This is a genomic window from Nocardioides sp. InS609-2 (genome assembly GCF_023208195.1).
Lineage (GTDB): Bacteria > Actinomycetota > Actinomycetes > Propionibacteriales > Nocardioidaceae > Nocardioides.
The window spans coordinates 536109-549973 of record NZ_CP060034.1; the positions used below are offsets into that span (position 1 = coordinate 536109).

General features: G+C 70.2%; 16 protein-coding genes. 6 read left to right on the forward strand and 10 right to left on the reverse strand.

Annotated elements, in window-relative coordinates; all coding sequences use genetic code 11:
- Positions 1 to 2 precede the first annotated feature (2 nt).
- Together H4Q84_RS02900 and H4Q84_RS02905 are read right to left on the reverse strand one after the other, a co-directional pair.
- Complete coding sequence (locus H4Q84_RS02900; RefSeq protein WP_248581904.1) at positions 3 to 626, reverse strand: hypothetical protein; 624 nt, start codon at positions 624 to 626, stop codon at positions 3 to 5.
- On the reverse strand, positions 623 to 979 hold the full coding sequence (locus H4Q84_RS02905; RefSeq protein WP_248581905.1) for a VOC family protein: 357 nt from the start codon (positions 977 to 979) through the stop codon (positions 623 to 625). The genes H4Q84_RS02900 and H4Q84_RS02905 overlap by 4 nt, the downstream gene beginning before the upstream one ends.
- A 63-nt stretch (positions 980 to 1042) precedes the next feature.
- Between H4Q84_RS02905 and serB the strand changes: the two genes are divergently transcribed.
- A complete protein-coding gene (gene serB, locus H4Q84_RS02910) occupies positions 1043 to 2278 on the forward strand; it encodes a phosphoserine phosphatase SerB (protein ID WP_248581906.1) in 1236 nt (411 codons plus the stop codon).
- A gap of 3 nt (positions 2279 to 2281) precedes the next feature.
- On the opposite strand, the gene H4Q84_RS02915 is transcribed toward serB, so the two are convergent.
- Positions 2282 to 3058 carry a putative protein N(5)-glutamine methyltransferase gene (locus H4Q84_RS02915; protein WP_248581907.1) on the reverse strand — a complete coding sequence of 259 codons (777 nt, stop codon included), beginning with the start codon at positions 3056 to 3058 and terminating at the stop codon, positions 2282 to 2284.
- The gene (locus H4Q84_RS02920; protein ID WP_248581908.1) at positions 3051 to 3536 is read right to left on the reverse strand and encodes a histidine phosphatase family protein; all 486 of its coding nucleotides are present in this window, start codon (positions 3534 to 3536) and stop codon (positions 3051 to 3053) included. The genes H4Q84_RS02915 and H4Q84_RS02920 overlap by 8 nt, the downstream gene beginning before the upstream one ends.
- Before the next feature lie 75 nt (positions 3537 to 3611).
- On the opposite strand from H4Q84_RS02920, the gene H4Q84_RS02925 reads away from it, so the two are divergent.
- Entirely contained in the window at positions 3612 to 4601 is a 990-nt protein-coding gene (locus H4Q84_RS02925) for a cyanophycinase (RefSeq protein WP_248581909.1), read from the forward strand.
- On the forward strand, positions 4598 to 7372 hold the full coding sequence (gene cphA, locus H4Q84_RS02930; protein WP_248581910.1) for a cyanophycin synthetase: 2775 nt from the start codon (positions 4598 to 4600) through the stop codon (positions 7370 to 7372). The genes H4Q84_RS02925 and cphA overlap by 4 nt, the downstream gene beginning before the upstream one ends.
- 183 nt (positions 7373 to 7555) lie before the next feature.
- Here cphA and H4Q84_RS02935 read toward each other — a convergent pair whose 3' ends face one another.
- The gene (locus H4Q84_RS02935) at positions 7556 to 7849 is read right to left on the reverse strand and encodes a hypothetical protein (protein ID WP_248581911.1); all 294 of its coding nucleotides are present in this window, start codon (positions 7847 to 7849) and stop codon (positions 7556 to 7558) included.
- A 22-nt stretch (positions 7850 to 7871) separates the two neighbouring features.
- Here H4Q84_RS02935 and H4Q84_RS02940 point away from each other — a divergent pair, with 22 nt between their 5' ends.
- Positions 7872 to 8462: a hypothetical protein gene (locus tag H4Q84_RS02940; RefSeq protein WP_248581912.1), complete on the forward strand. Its 591-nt coding sequence runs from the start codon at positions 7872 to 7874 to the stop codon at positions 8460 to 8462.
- Here the strand turns inward: H4Q84_RS02940 and H4Q84_RS02945 are convergent.
- From H4Q84_RS02945 to H4Q84_RS02960, 4 genes are all read right to left on the reverse strand, one after another.
- The gene (locus H4Q84_RS02945) at positions 8389 to 10089 is read right to left on the reverse strand and encodes a Mur ligase family protein (protein ID WP_248581913.1); all 1701 of its coding nucleotides are present in this window, start codon (positions 10087 to 10089) and stop codon (positions 8389 to 8391) included. The two genes, H4Q84_RS02940 and H4Q84_RS02945, sit on opposite strands and share 74 nt — an antisense overlap.
- A 114-nt stretch (positions 10090 to 10203) precedes the next feature.
- Positions 10204 to 10974, reverse strand: a complete 771-nt coding sequence (gene fabI / locus H4Q84_RS02950; RefSeq protein ID WP_248581914.1) for an enoyl-ACP reductase FabI — start codon at positions 10972 to 10974, stop codon at positions 10204 to 10206.
- A gap of 1 nt (position 10975) precedes the next feature.
- Positions 10976 to 11686: a beta-ketoacyl-ACP reductase gene (locus H4Q84_RS02955; protein WP_282580304.1), complete on the reverse strand. Its 711-nt coding sequence runs from the start codon at positions 11684 to 11686 to the stop codon at positions 10976 to 10978.
- A 156-nt stretch (positions 11687 to 11842) separates the two neighbouring features.
- Positions 11843 to 12055, reverse strand: a complete 213-nt coding sequence (locus tag H4Q84_RS02960) for a dodecin (RefSeq protein WP_248581916.1) — start codon at positions 12053 to 12055, stop codon at positions 11843 to 11845.
- A gap of 57 nt (positions 12056 to 12112) precedes the next feature.
- Between H4Q84_RS02960 and H4Q84_RS02965 the strand changes: the two genes are divergently transcribed.
- Positions 12113 to 12481, forward strand: coding sequence for a DUF3099 domain-containing protein (locus tag H4Q84_RS02965; RefSeq protein ID WP_248581917.1), 369 nt, complete (start codon positions 12113 to 12115; stop codon positions 12479 to 12481).
- A 144-nt stretch (positions 12482 to 12625) separates the two neighbouring features.
- Entirely contained in the window at positions 12626 to 12829 is a 204-nt protein-coding gene (locus H4Q84_RS02970; RefSeq protein WP_248581918.1) for an acetone carboxylase, read from the forward strand.
- 24 nt (positions 12830 to 12853) lie between these two features.
- On the opposite strand, the gene moaA is transcribed toward H4Q84_RS02970, so the two are convergent.
- Positions 12854 to 13846 (reverse strand): GTP 3',8-cyclase MoaA, encoded by a 993-nt coding sequence (moaA, locus tag H4Q84_RS02975; RefSeq protein ID WP_248581919.1) that lies wholly within the window; start codon positions 13844 to 13846, stop codon positions 12854 to 12856.
- Positions 13847 to 13865 lie beyond the last annotated feature (19 nt).

A 13865-nucleotide genomic window follows, 5' to 3' on the forward strand; every position in this document is an offset into this window, starting at 1 on the left:
CGTCAGCCGGGGCCGCTGACCTGGACGTGCAGCTCCGGCCCGAGGGCCGTCGCGAGACGGCGGACCTCGGCGACGTCGACCTCGGCGACGAGTGCCGGGTCCGGGCGGAAGCGCACCGTCGTGCCGGTGGTGCCGTCGCCGTCGACGGACGTCAGCTCCCCCACCGGCACGCCGTGCTCGTAGCGCTGGGTCCAGGCGCCGTCGTGCCTCCGGTTGGTGTGCACCAGCCACTCGCTCAATCCGGCCACCACCGACATCCCGCGCCGCGGATGGCCGTCGGGAAGCGTCTGCGCGCCGGGGGTGTCGAAGAACCGAAGGTCCTTGGTGGCCATGACCGGCTTCCTGACGATCCGGCCGGCCGCGTCCAGGCGGGTGTCGGTGCCGCGACCGTGATCGGCGACCGACACGGAGCCGTCGTCATGCACGGTGACCTCGACGACGACCTCGCCGGCGCCCGTGGACACTGCCTCGTCGAGGGGGTGAGCCAGCACCTCGAGCACCAGGTGGAGTGCGCCGGACGGCGCGAGGGAGGCCGCGTCGCGGCGTACGCCCGCGAGGTGCGCCAGGTCGACGTCGTGCGCCCAGTCGTGGGTGGTGTTGCGCCACGGACGCGACCGGTGGCTCACGAAGGGCTCCACACCGCCAGGACGTTGCCACTGTTGTCGGCGAACAGGAAGCGCCGGCCACCCGGGAAGTCGTAGGGGCCCTCGGTGACGGCGCCACCGGCCGCCTCGACCGCGGCAACGCTGGCGTCGAGGTCGTCGGAGTAGAGGATCACCAGCGACCCGCCCGGGCCCGGTGGCCGCCCCACCCCGAGGCCGCCAACCTCGCCGTCACCCGACGGGGCAACGATGCCGGCGTACTCGGGGCCGTAGTCGTTGAACCGCCACCCGAAGGCCTGCTCGTAGAACGAGCGGGAGTCCGCCAGGTCGGTCACGTTGAGCTCGATGTAGTCGATGGTGTGGTGTGTGTGCGTCATGCCGGTCCACGCTACGACGCGCCGCCGACACTTCCATCGGGTCGCAGTAGCCTCGGTCTCGCCATGGACGCCCTGCCCGAGCACCACGAAGACCCGCCCAAGACACTGCTGATCACGCTGACCGGCAAGGACCGGCCGGGCGTGACCTCCTCGATCTTCTCGAGGCTCGCGGCCGCTGGTGTCGAGGTTCTCGACATCGAGCAGATCGTGCTGCGCCGCCGGCTCGTCCTCGGCGTGCTCGTCACCGCCCCGCGCGACTGGAAGAAGCTGCGCACCGTCATCGAGGAGACCGCGGCCGGGCTGGGCATGAACGTGGACGTCGACCGCGGCGTCGGCGACAACAAGGTCCGTCGCGAGGGACGATCACACGTCACGATCATCGGCTCCCCGCTCAAGGCCTCGGCGATGGCGGCCATCGCCGGCCGGATCGCCGACAGTGGCGCCAACATCGACCGCATCGAGCGGATGGCGCGCTACCCGGTCACCGCGATCGACCTCCACGTCTCCGGCACCAGCCCCGAGCAGCTGCGCACCCTGCTGGCGATCGAGGCCGCGACCCTGGGCGTCGACATCGCCGTCCAACCCGCCAACCTGATGCGCCGCGGCATGCGGCTGATCGTCATGGACGTCGACTCGACCCTCATCCAGGGCGAGGTGATCGAGATGCTCGCTGCCCACGCGGGCCATGCGGCCGAGGTCGCCCGGGTGACCGAGGCGGCGATGCGCGGCGAGCTCGACTTCGAGGCGTCCCTGCGGCAGCGCGTCAGCCTGCTCGAGGGCATCGACGCATCCGCCCTCGACGAGGTGTACGACGCCATCGTGCTCGCGCCCGGCGCCCGGACGATGGTGCGCACCCTGCGCCGGCTCGGCTACCGGTTCGCGATCGTCTCGGGCGGGTTCAGCCAGATCACCGACCGACTCGCCGAGGACCTCGGCATCCACTACTCGCGGGCCAACGAGCTCGAGATCGTCGACGGCAAGCTCACTGGCCGCATCATCGGCGACGTCGTCGACCGGGCAGGCAAGGCCACGGCGCTGCGCGAGTTCGCCGAGAAGGTCGGCGTGCCGGAAGCAGCCGTCATCGCGATCGGCGACGGCGCCAACGACCTCGACATGCTCAACGCGGCCGGGCTCGGCATCGCCTACAACGCCAAGCCCCTTGTACGCAGCGCCGCCGACACGTCCGTGAACGTGCCCTACCTCGACGCGATCGTCTATCTGCTCGGCATCTCCCGCGAGGAGATCGAGGCAGCCGACGCCGAGTTCGGCATCGTCACGCCCGCGCCACCAGTCGCCTGAGCTCTACTGCCGCCGACCGATCACGCACGTGCCGTCGACCTCGTCGTCCAGCACCACCTCGGGCACGAAGCCGCGCCAGAGCATCCGCGACGCCGTGGTGTCGGCCTGCCGGCGGCTGGTCTCGATGATCACCACGCCGGTCGGCGCGAGCAGTGGGCGGGCCGCTGCGGCCACCAGGTCCTGGAGGTTGGTGCCGTCGGGACCGCCGTCGAGCGCCTCGGCCGGCTCGTGCAGCCGGGCCTCCGAAGGCATCAGGGCGATCTCGTCGGTCGGCACGTACGGCGCGTTCGCGACGAGAACGTCGACGCGGCCGACGTACTCGACCGGCACCGAGGCAGCCATGTCACCCACCTCGGCGTGCCCCCCGAGCGGCTCCAGGTTGAGGCGCGCGCACGCCACCGCCGCGGGGTCGTGGTCGCTCGCGAAGACGGTGGCGTCGACCCGGGCGGCCGCGATCGCGGTCGCGACGGGTGCGGCGCCACAGCACAGCTCGACCATCAGTCCGTGGCGAGGCAGGTGCGCCAGCGCCTGCTGGAGCAGGATCTCGCTGCGCCTGCGCGGCACGAACACGCCCGCCGCGACGTGGATCCGCACTCCGGCGAACTCCGCCCAGCCGAGGATGTGCTCCAGCGGCTCGCCGGCCACCCGGTCGAGCACCGCTGCCGCGAGCTCTGATCCGTCGAACTGCGCGAGCAGCAGCTCGGCCTCCTCCTCGGCGAACACCGAACCCGACTCGCGCAGCCGCGCGGCGACCTCGGAGACGCCGAGCTGGTCAGCCACGGCCGACGTGGAAGGCGGCCACCCTGGCCGAGCCGAGCTCGAGGTCGGCCCACTCGCCGTCGTACTCGAAGATCGTCAGCGCGCACGTCGGGAAGCCGCCCGCCATCTCGCTCATCGCCACCTCGTCGCCCAGGCCGTCGGAGAGCAGCTGCGCGAGGTAGCCCATCGTCGGGTTGTGGCCGATGACCAGCAGCGACCGCGCCTCACGGTCCACCAACCGCAGCAGGTCGAGGGCCGACTCCGGCCCGGCGGAGAACAACGCGGTCTCGAAGTCGGGCTCGACCGTCCAGCCGGCCGCGTCGGCGACGGTGGCCCAGGTCTCGCGGGTGCGCACCGAGCTCGAGACGAGCACGTGGTCGGGCACGGAGTCGACAGACGCCAGCCACGCGCCGGCCTCCGCGGCGTCGGCTCGACCGCGGTCGGTGAGGGTGCGTTCCATGTCGGATGCGGCGACCTGCTCGGCTTTGGCATGACGCATGACCACCACGTGGCGTGAGGAGGGTCGGGAGTCCGTGTGCACGGGCTCAGTGTGACTGCCGATAACCTCCCTGTCATGCCAGAACACCCCCATGGCCCGCTGCTCATCATCGGCGGCGCCGAGGACAAGCTCCGCAAGCGCACCCTGCTCACGGAGTTCGTCACCGCCAGCGGGGGCCCGGAGGCCCGCATCGCGGTCATCCCGACCGCCTCCTCGCTCGGCGACGAGGTCACCGAGGTGTACGACGCCCTGTTCCGGAGGCTGGGCGCGGCCGACGTGGTGCCGGTGCGCCCGGAGAGCCGCGCCGACGCCACCGACCCCGACCTGGTGGCCCGGCTCGCCTCGGCGACCGGCATCTTCATGACGGGCGGCAACCAGCTCAAGCTGTCCGCGATCATCTGCGGCACCCCGCTCGGTGACGCGATCGTGGAGGCTCACCAACGGGGTGTCGTGGTCGCCGGCACATCGGCAGGCGCCAGCATCCAGTCGTCGCACATGGTCGCCTTCGGCGTGGGCGGGTCGACCCCAAAGCAGCGGATGACCCAGGTGGCCGCCGGCCTCGGGCTGGTCCAGTCGACCGTGATCGACCAGCACTTCGACCAGCGCAACCGCTACGGTCGGCTGCTGATGATCGTCAGCCAGTCGCCGCAGCTCCTCGGCATCGGAATCGACGAGGACACCGCCGCCATCGTGACGTTCGAGGGCGGCCGTGAGCTGCTACGCGTGGCCGGTCGCGGGGCCGTGACGATCTTCGATGGATCACACATGGTGACCAACGCCTACGAGGCCAAGCGTTCGTCGCCCTTGCTCGCCAGCGGCGTCGTACTCCACATCCTGCCCGCGGGCCAGGCGTTCGACCTGACCAACCGGCAGCTGGTGCCCTATGCACTTGAGGTGGCGCCCGAGGACGCCGCCGAGATCGCCGAGGCCCAGCAAGACATGCGACAGCTCGCCCGTGACATTGCGGCAGCGGACCGGTCGCCGCAGGCGCTTCGGGCACGACTCGCCCGCAAGCGCCCGTCTGCCCGTACGTCCCCCACCTCCCCGGACGGAGACAACGCATGAGCGAGCGCCCCACACCCGACCTGCGGATCGTCGAGACCCGCGTCTACCGCGGCGCCAACGTGTGGTCCTACGACAAGGCCATCCACCTGGTCGTCGACCTCGGCTCGCTCGAGCAGTTCCCGACCAACACCCTGCCGGGGTTCACCGACGAGCTCCTTTCCAAGCTGCCCGGGCTGCGCGAGCACTCCTGCTCCCGCGGTCGCCGTGGCGGCTTCGTCGAGCGGCTCAACGAGGGCACCTGGCTGGGCCACGTCGCCGAGCACGTCGCGCTCTCGCTCCAGCAGGTCGTCGGCCACGACATCCGCCGCGGCAAGACCCGCCAGGTCAAGGGCCAGACCGGTGTCTACAACGTCGTCTACGGCTACGTCGACGAGCAGGTGGGGCTGCTGTCCGGCAAGCTCGCCGTACGACTGGTCAACCACCTCGTCCAGGGCGACCCCGACCTCGACTGGGAGTCCGAGCTCGAGAACTTCATCCTCAAGGCCGAGCGGTCGGCGTTCGGCCCGTCGACGCAGGCGATCCTCGACGAGGCCGTGTCGCGCGACATTCCGTGGATCCGTCTCAACCCGCACTCGCTGGTGCAGCTCGGCCAGGGCGTCCACGCCAAGCGCATCCGCGCCACGATGACCTCCAACACGTCGTCGATCGCGGTCGACGTCGCCTCCGACAAGGATCTCACCACCAAGCTGCTGGGCGCGGCCGGTCTCCCGGTGCCCAAGCAGGACTCCGTGCGTACGGCGGACCAGGCCGTCACGGTCGCCCGCCGGATCGGCTGGCCGGTCGTGGTCAAGCCGCTCGACGGCAACCACGGTCGCGGCGTCTGCCTGAACCTGACGAGCGACCACGACGTACGCGAGGCGTTCGAGATCGCCAAGGATCAGTCGCGTCGCGGCTCCGTGATCGTCGAGTCGTTCGTGACCGGCAAGGACTACCGCTGCCTGATCATCAACGGCCGCATGGAGGCGATTGCCGAGCGAGTTCCCGCCCACGTCATCGGCGACGGCACCGCCACGGTCGAGCAGCTGGTCGAGCTGACCAACGCCGACCCGCGGCGCGGTGTCGGTCACGAGAAGGTGCTCACCCGCATCAAGGTCGACGACGCCGCGATCGAGGTGCTCGTCGGCCAGGGGCACAAGCTGGACTCGGTTCCCGACCGGGGCGAGATGGTCAAGCTCGCGCTGACCGGCAACATGTCGACCGGCGGCATCTCCATCGACCGCACGTTCGAGGCGCACCCCGAGAACATCGAGATCGCCGAGGAAGCCGCGCGGATGATCGGCCTCGACATCGCCGGCATCGACTTCATCTGTCCCGACATCACCGAGCCCGTGCGTGAGACCGGCGGCGCGATCTGCGAGGTCAACGCCGCCCCGGGCTTCCGGATGCACACGCACCCGACCATCGGTGAGCCGCAGTTCATCTCCAAGCCGGTCGTCGACATGCTCTTCCCGCCGGGCGCCCAGAGCCGGATCCCGATCGTGGCCGTCACCGGCACCAATGGCAAGACCACCACCAGCCGGATGATCAGCCACATCTTCAAAGGCATGGGCCGGAAGGTCGGCATGACCTCGACAGACGGTGTCGTGATCGACGAGCGGCTGATCATCAAGGCCGATGCCTCCGGTCCGCGCAGCGCGCGGATGGTCCTCCAGAACCCCCGCGTCGACTTCGCGGTCTTCGAGGTCGCTCGTGGCGGCATCCTGCGCGAGGGTCTCGGCTATGAGCGCAACGACGTTGCCGTCGTACTCAACGTGCAGCCCGACCACCTCGGCCTCCGTGGCATCGACACCATCGAGCAGCTCGCCGACGTGAAGGCCGTGCTGGTCGAGGCGGTGCCGCGCGACGGGCATGCCGTGCTCAATGCGGACGACCCGCTGGTGCGCGAGATGCGCCGGCGGTGCTCGGGCCAGGTCGTGTGGTTCTCCATGGAGGAGCCGGGCTCCGAGGTGCGCGAGATGATCGAGGCGCACTGCCGCCGCGGCGGGAAGGCGCTCGTGCTCAACCCGTCCGACCGCGGCGAGATGATCGTCGTCAAGCACGGCCGCCGCGAGATGCAGCTGGCGTGGACGCACCTGCTGCCCGCGACGTTCAGTGGCCGGGCCCGGATGAACGTGCAGAACGCACTCGGCGCTGCTGCTGCGGCCTTCGCTGCCGGTGCACCGCTGCACGACATCCGTCAGGGCCTGCGCACCTTCTCGACCAACTACTACTTGTCCCCCGGGCGCCTCAACGAGGTCGAGGTCAGCGGCGTCAACGTGATCGTCGACTACTGCCACAACGCCCCCGGCATGAAGGCGCTCGGCGACTTCGTCGACCGCCTCGGCGAGTCGCTCGAGTCCTCGCACGACCTGGCCCGCCCCTCCCGCATCGGCATCATCGCCACGGCCGGCGACCGGCGCGACGAGGACATGACCGAGCTCGGCACCATCGCCGCCCAGCACTTCGACGTGGTCATCGTCCGTGAGGACGAGGCGCTGCGCGGTCGCAAGCGCGGCGACATCGCTGCCCTGGTCACCGAGGGCGTCAAGGCCGCCATGGCCGAGGGCAGCCGCTGCAAGCAGGTGGAGACGGTGCTCGACGAGATCAAGGCCGTACGCCGCGCGATGAGCCGCGCCAACAAGGGCGACCTGGTCGTCGTCTGCGTCGACAAGCACGGCCAGGTGATGTCGGAGCTGGAGAACTGGTCGAAGACCGCCCAGGCCGGGTCGGGCGCCTCCGACGAGAACCCCACCGCCGACCCCGACTACGTCCCCGCTGGAAACGATGCGTGAAGCCGTCGGGGGCGGGCACGGTGCGGCGCACCGGCACCTGCGTGCCCAGCCCTGCTGGGACCTGTACGACTTCTCAGAGGGTTGAGGGTTCGAGATCGGCCCGCTCGACGCACCGCTCGTCCGACGCGACGAGGCCGACGTACGCTACGTCGACCTCTACACCACCGGGCAGCTGAGGCATCGCTACGTCGACAACCCGGACGTCATCAACGACGAGATCCAGGACGTCGACTTCTCACTCATCGAGGACGACGGCACGACGCACACGCTCGGCGAGGCACTCGCCCCGGCGGCCCGTACGCCTGGGGCATCGCGTCCCACGTCATCGAGCACATCCCCGACCTGGTCGGCTGGCTGGCCCAGCTGGCCGACGTGGTCGCCGACGACGGCGTGCTGGTGCTCGCCGTACCCGACAAGGGCTACGGCTTCGATGCCCACCGGCCGCTGACGACGGTCGGCCAGATCCTGGCCGCGCACGAAGAGGGCCATACCCGGCCTGGTGTGCGATCGGTGTAGGACGCCAACAGCACTGCCATCGTCGTTCAACACGGCGCACCTGTGGAACGGCGACCGGCCGCCCGGCTATGCCGCCCGCGGCTACGACGAGGCCTACGTGCGGAGCAGGCTCGAGATGACGCGGCGAGGCGACTACGTCGACAGCCACGTCTGGGTGCTCACGCCCGACTCGCTGGTCGAGCAGCTGCACGAGCTGCGCAAACTCGGCCTCATCGAGTGGTACGTCGACCGGCTGGTGCCGACGGCTCCCAACGAGCTGGAGTTCCGTGAGCGCCTGCGACGCATCCCGCGTGGCGCCGATCTCCGCGCCGACATCCCCGACGAGGTCCCGCTCCCCCCACGACATGCCCGGCTGGCTGCACGACGAGCACGCCACTCGCGCGGCGCTCGCCAGGGCCGAGCGCGACGAGGCCCTGCGCCGGCTCGAGCCGATGCAGAGCGAGCTGCGCCGGGTGCGCCGCGCTGCGTCCGGCTCGGGTCGTGCGGCGACTCATACGTCGTTAGACCGCCGTCGCGACGCGCACCTTCGCGGCCAGCGCTTCCGGGCTGTCGGCGGTGCCGCCGTGCTCGGTGATCCAGTCGTAGCACTCCTGCCGCTCGGCGTGGCACATCAACCCGACCACGTCGCCCGGCTCGGCCTGCGCGACCATCGCGGCCAAGCACTCGACCTCGGTCGGCCAGGACTCGATCTCGGTCACACCGACCCGGGCGGCGCCGGTGCGAAGCAGACCGTCGAGCTCCTCGGTGCTGCGGCCCCGGAGGTAGCGCTCCTTGTGCCCGATGACCGCCACGTCGCTGTCCCGGGCGCCGATCTCGCCGAGCATCTCGATCAGGTCGTCGGTGCGGTCACCCACCGCGCCGAGCCCGAGGATGAGCCGGCGACCGGAACCTCGGACGCCGTTCATGATCTCGAGCATCGCCTCGAGGCTGGCCTCGTTGTGGGCGAGGTCCATGACCACGGACACGACACCGCCCGTCACGGGGACGGTGAAGAAGTTCATCCGGCCCGGGTTGTGCTCGGCGTCGGGACGGAAGGTCCGGAGCCCCTCGACGACGACGTCACGCGGGATGCCGATCGCCAGCGACGCCGACGCCGCGGCCAGCGAGTTCTCGACATTGAAGCGCGAGAGACCAGCAAGGGTCATCGGCACGTCGACCAGCTCGATCAGCGGGTCGGGGTCGGCGCCGGGCCGCAGCACGCACAGCCAGCCGTCGATCACGGTCGTCGCCCGGCCGCCGTCGTTAAGCACCTCGCGTACGCCGGGCGAGTCGGGGTCGCGGGAGAACACCCACGGCGTGGCCACGATCACCGACCTCATCGCATAGACCCGTGGGTCGTCGGCGTTGAGCACGGCCCAGCCCTGCTTGCGGGTGATGCGCGGCACGACGGCCTTGACCTCGGCGAGCTGGTCGACGGTGTCGATGCCCTGGAGACCCAGGTGGTCGGCGGTCACGTTGGTGACCACGGAGACGTCGTTGCGGGTGAGGCCGATGCCCTTCAGCAGGATGCCACCGCGTGCGGTCTCGGTGACCGCGAGCTGCACGTTCTCGTGCGCCAGGACCCGCCCCGCACCACTCGGGCCGGAGTAGTCACCGGCCTCGATCAGCTCGCCGTCGACGTAGATGCCGTCGGTGTTCGACCAGCCGACGAGCATCCCGTTGGTCCGCGCGATGTGCGCGATCATCCGGCTTGTCGTGGTCTTGCCATTGGTGCCGGTCACCGCGACCACGGGCACCCGCGGGGTGATCGTGTGCGGCGCCGCGCCACGAGGCGACTCCGCCACCCGGACCGCCGCCTCGCTGACCACGGCATCGAGGTCGCTGCTGGGCAGGTGGTCGATCACGTCGGCGACGGCCAGGCCCATCGCCTGGGCACGGTCCCGGTTGCGCCACGGGAACGCCACGACGACCTGGTTTGCGTCACTGGTCGATCGCACGCGTACGGCGAGCCGCGCCGTACCCGACTCGGCAGCGATGGCCCGCACCAGCCGCTCGACGGCACGCAGTGCGAACCGTTGCCGGAACCCCGTCTCGGGCTCCCCCGGCCGGGCGTTCTTGAGGCCGATGCGGCGCGCGAACCGGATGGCCCGGTCGGTGGGGGCGGTGGCGATCGCACCGATGTCGAGGGTCAGCTTGATCGCGGCCCTCGGGAAGTAGAGGTTTGGCCCCTCCAGGACGCGGAGTTCGACGAGTGAGGTCACGGCCGCACGCTATCGAGATCCGCCCGGTGATGCGCGCAGCGGTGCCTGCCGACTGCCAGCCACCGCGATACAGCGCGGACTGACGCCTCCCAGACCGATGCGAGGAGCCGCCGCTCAGAGTCCCATCGCGTGGAAGCCACCGTCGACGTGCACGATCTCGCCGGTGGTGGCGGGGAAGAAGTCCGACAGCAGGGCGCAGACGGCCTTGGCGGTGGGCTCGTGGTCGGACTCGTTCCAGCCGAGGGGGGCGCGGTCCTTCCATGCCGACTCGAGGTCCTCGAAGCCCGGGATCGCCTTGGCGGCCAGGGTCTTGAGCGGGCCGGCCGCGACGAGGTTGCAGCGGATGCCGTCAGGGCCCAGGTCGCGGGCGAGGTAGCGCGAGGTCGACTCGAGGGCAGCCTTGGCCACGCCCATCCAGTCGTACGCCGGCCATGCGTTGGTCGCGTCGAACGTCAACCCGACGATCGAGCCACCGGAAGACATCAGCGGGCGAGAGGCCACTGCCAGCGACTTCAAAGAGTACGCCGAGACTTGGAGCGCCTGCGCGACGTCGTCCCACGGGCCCTCGAGGAACTTGCCGCCGAGCAGCGTCGCGGGGTTGCCGTAGGCGATCGAGTGCACAACCCCGTCGAGGCCGTCGACGTGCTCGCGTACGGCGTCGGCCAGGCCGTCCAGGTGCGCCTGGTCGGTGACGTCGAGCTCGATCACCGGCGGCTCGGTCGGCAGCCGCTTGGCGATGCGCTTGGTGATGTTGAGGGCGCGGCCGAAGTTGGAGATGAGCACCGTCGCGCCCTGCTCCTGGGCGACCTTCGCGGTGGCGAAGCCGATGGAGGAATCCATCGTCACGCCGGCCACGAGGATGCGCTTTCCGTCGAGGATTCCCATGTCAGTGCCCCATTCCGAGTCCACCGTCGACCGGAATGACCGCCCCGGTGACGTACGCCGCGCCGTCGGAGGCGAGCCACGCAACCGCGGACGCAACTTCGTCCGGAGTGGCGTAGCGCCCCAACGGCACCTGGTCCTTGATCTTCTTCTTCTGGTCGTCGGTGAGCACCGAGGTCATGTCGGTCTCGACGAAGCCGGGAGACACGACGTTGGCCGTGATCGAGCGGCTGCCGAGCTCACGCGCCAGCGACCGGGCCATGCCCACGAGTCCGGACTTGGAGGCGGCGTAGTTGACCTGGCCGGCGGAGCCGAGCAGGCCGACCACCGAGGAGATGAAGATGATGCGGCCCCGGCGCAGCCGGAGCATGCCCTTGGAGGCCCGCCTGGCCAGCCGGAAGGAGCCGGTGAGGTTGGTGGCGATGACGCTGTCCCAGTCGTCGTCGGACATCCGCAGCACCAGGGTGTCGGCGGTGATGCCGGCGTTGGCGACGAGCACCTCGACTGGCCCGTGCGCCTCCTCGATCTGGGCGAACGCGGCGTCGACGGCGGCCTGGTCGGTGATGTCGCAGCGCAGGTCGAGAGCGCCGTCGGGCGCTCCCCCGCTGCGCGTCGTCACCGCGACCTTGTCGCCGCCCGCGATGAACGCTTCGGCGATGGCACGACCGATGCCCCGGTTGCCACCGGTGACCAGGACGGAACGAGGTTCACTCACGGGCACCGACGCTAGCCATTACCGCGGGGTACGCCGATTCGGCCTTGGATCTCGAGACGGGTCCCTCAACTCCTCGCTTCGCTCGGATCTGAGCCGAGCCCTCCTCAATCTCCCGCCCTGGTCTTGGCCCTTGCACGCTCGGCCCAAGGGGCGTGATCATTCGTCCTCGAGACGGAAGCCGACCTTCATGCCGACCTGGTAGTGCTCCACGACGCCGTCCTTGGCCTGGCCACGGATCTGGGTGACCTCGAACCAGTCGATGTGGCGAAGCGTCTGCCCGGCTCGGGCGATGCCGTTCTCGATTGCCTGGTCGATGCCGTCGGGAGAGGTGCCGACGATCTCGCTGACTCGGTACGTGCGATTGGACATGGGGGCTCCCTGATGGCTCGGGCTGGGTCTGCATGGTAGCGACGTACAGTGGTGAGCATGGCTCGCCGGCATGCCCACGACGATGCAGCAGCGGTCCGGATCACGACCGCCGCCGAGAGTCGCGAGGCCGACATCTCTGCTCGTCAGCGTCGCTACGTGATCTCCATGAGCATCCGCACCCTGTGCTTCATCGGAGCGATCCTCGTCGGCCCGGGCTGGCTGCGCTGGGTGCTCGTCGCCGGGGCCCTCCTGCTTCCCTACATCGCCGTGGTGATGGCCAACGTCGCCGCGCCTCGATCCGACGACTTCGCGCTGCGCCAGGACCTCTCGCGCAACGCCCTTCCCGCAAGCCCCACAGAGCCTTCCGGGACGCCTCCGGCAACCCCCGGTTCGGGGCCCGACTCGCCCGGGCGACATGGCCCGTGATGAGTTGGAAAATGCTTTGCGTCGTGCAATGATCGACGAGACGAGTTCAGCATCCCCCGTCTGAATTCGTTGTGGTGCCGGACAGCTTCCCCCGTGGCTGTCCGGCACCTCTTATTTCCCCCGGACCCGACCCCGCGAGGAGCCATGGACCAGCCCGTCGAGCCGCCCGTCTGCTCGGCCAAGGGCTGCACCGCGCCGGCCGTCTGGGATCTCCAGTGGAACAACCCCAAGATCCACACGCCCGACCGTCGCAAGATCTGGCTGGCGTGCGGCGATCACCGCGAGAGTCTCTCGCAGTTCCTCGGGGCCCGGCAGTTCCTGCGTGACGTGGTGCCGCACCAGGACTGAGGCATACGCCGCAGCGAGCTGCGGTCAGCCCCCGATGGCCGACATCGGGCGGGTCGGCTGGAGGAAGCTCGGGTCGTCGATGCCGTGTCCGGCGAGCTTGCCGCGCATCGCGATCACCCAGCGCTCGGCGATCTCCTCGTCGCTGGCGCCGGAGCGCAGCGCCGTACGCAGGTCGGACTCGCTGCGCGCGAAGAGGCAGTTGCGGACCTGGCCATCGGCGGTCAGCCGCACCCGGTCGCAGTCACCGCAGAACGGCCGCGTGACCGAGGCGATGATGCCGACGGTCGCCGGGCCGCCGTCGACGCTGAACAGCTCGGCCGGGGCGCTGCCCCGCGGCTCCTCGGCAGGCGTGAGCTCGAACTCCCGCTCGAGCCGCTCCAGGATCTCGTCGGCGGTCACCATCTCGGTGCGCGACCAGTCGTGCTGGGCGTCGAGAGGCATCTGCTCGATGAAGCGGAGGTGGTAGCCCCCGTCGATCGACCAGCGCAGCAGCTCGGCCGCCTGGTCGTCGTTGACGCCGCGCAGCAGGACGGCGTTGATCTTGACCGGGCCGAGCCCGGCGTCGCGGGCGGCCTCCAGACCGGCGACCACGTCGTGCAGCCGGTTGCGCCGGGTGATCTGCTCGAAGGTGTCGGCCCGGACCGTGTCGAGGCTGACGTTGACCCGGTCGAGACCGGCGTCGGCCAGCGTCTGAGCGGTGCGCGCCAGGCCGAGTGCGTTGGTGGTCAGCGACGTCTCGACGCCACCCAGCTGGTGCGTGCGCCGGATGATGTCGGGCAGGCCGCGGCGCAGCAGCGGCTCGCCGCCGGTGAAACGCACCTCGAGGACTCCGAGCTGCTGCACGCCGATGGTGACCAGCCGGACGACCTCGTCGTCGGTCAGCGTCTGCTCGGTCGGCATCCAGTCAAGCCCCTCGGCCGGCATGCAGTAGGAACAGCGCAGGTTGCACCGGTCGGTCAGGGACACGCGCAGGTCCGTGGCCACCCGGCCGAAGAGGTCTTCCAGTGCGTGAGTCACACGCCCATCCTAGGTGCTG

What these genes read in the sequence shown, in the direction of transcription:
- cphA (WP_248581910.1), top strand. Translation starts at nt 4,598, where the DNA reads ATGAGCGAGCGCCCCACACCCGACCTGCGGATCGTCGAGACCCGCGTC.
- H4Q84_RS02905 (WP_248581905.1), bottom strand. Translation starts at nt 979, where the DNA reads ATGACGCACACACACCACACCATCGACTACATCGAGCTCAACGTGACC.
- H4Q84_RS02970 (WP_248581918.1), top strand. Translation starts at nt 12,626, where the DNA reads ATGGACCAGCCCGTCGAGCCGCCCGTCTGCTCGGCCAAGGGCTGCACC.
- H4Q84_RS02960 (WP_248581916.1), bottom strand. Translation starts at nt 12,055, where the DNA reads ATGTCCAATCGCACGTACCGAGTCAGCGAGATCGTCGGCACCTCTCCC.
- serB (WP_248581906.1), top strand. Translation starts at nt 1,043, where the DNA reads ATGGACGCCCTGCCCGAGCACCACGAAGACCCGCCCAAGACACTGCTG.
- H4Q84_RS02920 (WP_248581908.1), bottom strand. Translation starts at nt 3,536, where the DNA reads ATGCGTCATGCCAAAGCCGAGCAGGTCGCCGCATCCGACATGGAACGC.
- H4Q84_RS02925 (WP_248581909.1), top strand. Translation starts at nt 3,612, where the DNA reads ATGCCAGAACACCCCCATGGCCCGCTGCTCATCATCGGCGGCGCCGAG.
- H4Q84_RS02965 (WP_248581917.1), top strand. Translation starts at nt 12,113, where the DNA reads ATGGCTCGCCGGCATGCCCACGACGATGCAGCAGCGGTCCGGATCACG.
- fabI (WP_248581914.1), bottom strand. Translation starts at nt 10,974, where the DNA reads ATGGGAATCCTCGACGGAAAGCGCATCCTCGTGGCCGGCGTGACGATG.